Annotated in this window: 3 protein-coding genes; all 3 read right to left on the reverse strand. The window is 69.8% G+C overall.

Annotated features, from left to right (window positions below; genetic code table 11):
* On the reverse strand, positions 1-418 hold a 418-nt coding region (locus GT354_RS31960; RefSeq protein ID WP_161359868.1), incomplete at its 3' end, for a LacI family DNA-binding transcriptional regulator.
* Between the two features lie 43 nt (positions 419-461).
* Positions 462-1,517, reverse strand: coding sequence for an ester cyclase (locus GT354_RS31965; RefSeq protein ID WP_161359869.1), 1,056 nt, complete (start codon positions 1,515-1,517; stop codon positions 462-464).
* A gap of 73 nt (positions 1,518-1,590) precedes the next feature.
* Positions 1,591-2,934, reverse strand: a 1,344-nt coding sequence (locus GT354_RS31970) for a sugar ABC transporter substrate-binding protein (RefSeq protein ID WP_161359870.1), incomplete at its 5' end; no start/stop codon positions are given.

The raw sequence follows: 2,934 nt of genomic DNA on the forward strand, positions 1-2,934 counted from the left end.
TGACGAACGGCAGTCCGCGCCGGTGCAGTTCGTATGGCAGCGACGAATTGAGCAGGGTCGTGGTCAGGATCGCGCCGTCGATCGAGCGGTCGAGCAGGCGCTCGTACTCGGGCGCCTCGTCGCCTTGTTCGGCGAGCATCAGCATGCGGTAGCCGCCGGCCAGGAGCCGGTCGTGGACCGGGCCCATCAGCACGGGGTAGAGCATGTTGCCGATGTCCGCCACCAGCGCCACCTGGCGGGTGGCGCTGGTGGACAGGCTCCGTCCGAGTTCGGAGGGCACGTAGCCGAGTTCGCGGGCGGCGGCCAGGACGCGTGTCCTGGCCTCGTGCGATACGCGCGGGTCGTCGCGCAGGGCGCGCGAGACCGTGGGTTGCGATACGCCGGCGAGCCGTGCGACGTCTCGGCTGGTGACGCTCACAGGCGGGTCCTCCTCGAACCGTCGCGGGGTGCGACCGTGCACATTATCGCGGCGAACCGGCCGCTCCGACGAAGCCGCCGGCCGTGTGGCGGTCGGCTTGCGACGGCTCGTCACCACGCGCGTGCACGATCTGGGTGAGCAGCGCCATCTCGTCGTACACCCGCCATTCGTGGGTGATCCGCCCGTCGACGACGCGAAACTGCGAACAACCCATCAGCTCGACCGGTGTGTTCGTCGGCGCTCCGTACGCGGGAACCCCGCAGTAGGTGCCCCGCAGCCACCACAGCGCGGACACCCGGACCCCGTGTTCGGGGTGCTCGTGGGCGACCACGTCGCGCACCTGCACCACGGCGTCGGGAACGGGCGCGAGGAACGAGATCAGCTCCTGTTGATAGCCGGTCGGGCGGACGACCGTGCGGTCGCGCGACGTGTGGAGACAGAGGTCGCGCACGACGTAGTCCTCGGCGAGGTCGATCCGGCGCTCGTTCCACACCCGGTCGATCAGGTCGAGCACGAGTTCGCACGCCCGGCGGTGGTCGTTCTCGCGCGGTCCGGACTCACCGCGCGCGAGTACGTCGGCCGGCGCGGTGTCCCCGAGGATGCGCCCCTGTCCGCCGTCGAAGGCGAGCGTGCGGGCGATCGCCTGGGGGTCGAGGCCGAGTTGCTGCACGATCGCGTACTCGTCGCGAACGAGCCACTCCTCCTCCATCACCCCGTTGCGGTACAGGCAGTTGGCGATCGCGCGGGAGCGGAACGATCGGTGGTTGGGCGGCCCGTAGTGGCCGATGCCGGTGTAGGCACCGATGCTCAGGACCCGGTGCGAACTGAGGAACGCGTCGTCGCCGCGCGCCTCCCAGATCACGTCCTCACCTTGACCCACACGCTCCGGGTAGGCGTTGATCCGGGTCAGCGTGCTGCGCACGACGCCCTCGACACCGGTCGTGGTGCCGTACGCGCCGTGCACGACGGCGTCGGCGGCGTAGTTCTCGCGGATCAGCCCGATGCCGCGTCGCACCCAGATGCGATCGGTCCATTCCAGGATGAACTCTTCGGGCCCGGAGTAGGGCAGGTACGCCGACTCCTTGAGGGTGCTGGCCATGGTGCCGTTTCCTTCCTGTGCCGCGTCGGTGCGCGACGGTACGGGGCGGGGTGAACCGGGTGTGCGGAGTCGGTCAGCGCTGGGTGAGCGCGTCGACCCGATCCGCCGTTTCGCGCAGGGATTTCCCGACGTTCTTGCCGTGGGCCATCTCGTTGATCGCGACTTCCAGGGCATCCTGGGTCTGCGGCCAGGACGCGGTCTGCGGCAGGGTGCGGGCGTTGCGCGTGATCGCCTCGAACGTGGCGGGCATTCCCGCGTTCGCGGCGTTCACCGCCGGGTCGGCGAGGTTGCTCCTGTGCACCACGATCGAGGACGCGGTGGCCGGATCGGACTTGTCGAGCGCGACGGTGCGTTCGGTCTGCGGGTGGGTCAGCCACTTGATGTACTCCCACGCGGCGCCCTTGTGGTCGGAGCCTTTGAGGACGCCGGCGAGCCAGCTCTGCGCCATGGTCACGGTCGGCTTGCCGGTGAACCCGGGAACGGGGGCGAACCCGGTGTTGGCGACGACGTCCTTGGTGGACTTCTTCGGGCTGGCGAAGTTGTCCTGGTGCCACGTCCAGGTGAACGTCTGGTTGGACCGGCCCTGTTCGACCGCCTGAGTGGCTTCGACCTCGCCGTAGTTCGCGGAGGCCTTCGGCGTGTAGCCGTCGTCGATCATCCGCAGGTAGGTGCGGGTCGCCTCGATCGCTTCCGGGCTGTCGAAGATCGCCTTGCCGTCCTTGTCGAACAGGTCGGCGCCGTTGCTCCAGAGCATCGACAGCCACAGGTAGAGGTTCTGGCCGCCGCTGCGCCCGTACTGGCCGGTCATCGGGTAGAGGTCGTTGCCGGCGCGGAGCCTGTCGAGCCCGGCGAAGTACTCGTCCCAGGTCGCGGCGGGCGACAGGCCCTGCTCGGCGTACTTGTCCTTGCGGTAGAACAGGCCGTAGGCGTACGCCCGTACCGGGATGCCGTACACCCGGTCCGCGTCGCCCGCGCTCGCGGCCTCGCGCAGCGAGTCGGGGAAATCGTCGAGGTCGAGCCCGGACGCCCGCATCTGGTCGTCGATGGGTTCCAGACCCGTGCGGATCGCCGACCCGAACGCGTCGGTCCACATCACCGCGTCCGAGGAGCCGCTGCCGAGCACGCTCTGCGCGACCACCTTCTGGGTGAAGGAGGCCCAGGGGATGTTCGCCCACTCGACCTTGATGCCGGTGCGAGCGGTGAACTCGGAGTCGGTCAGCTTGCGCAGGGCCGCGAACTGGGCCACGGTGCGGCAACAGGTGAGCAGGCGGATGGTCGTGCCCGCGTACGGCTTGTCGATCAGCAGGCCGCGGTCGTCGACCGGTCCGGTCGCGGCCCGGGCCGCGTCGCCGGTGCCGCCGGCCCCGGGGCCGCGACCGCAGCCGGCGGTGACCACCAGCAAGGCGAGGACCACGGT

This window comes from Streptomyces sp. SID3343 (assembly GCF_009865215.1).
Classification (GTDB): Bacteria; Actinomycetota; Actinomycetes; order Streptomycetales; family Streptomycetaceae; genus Embleya.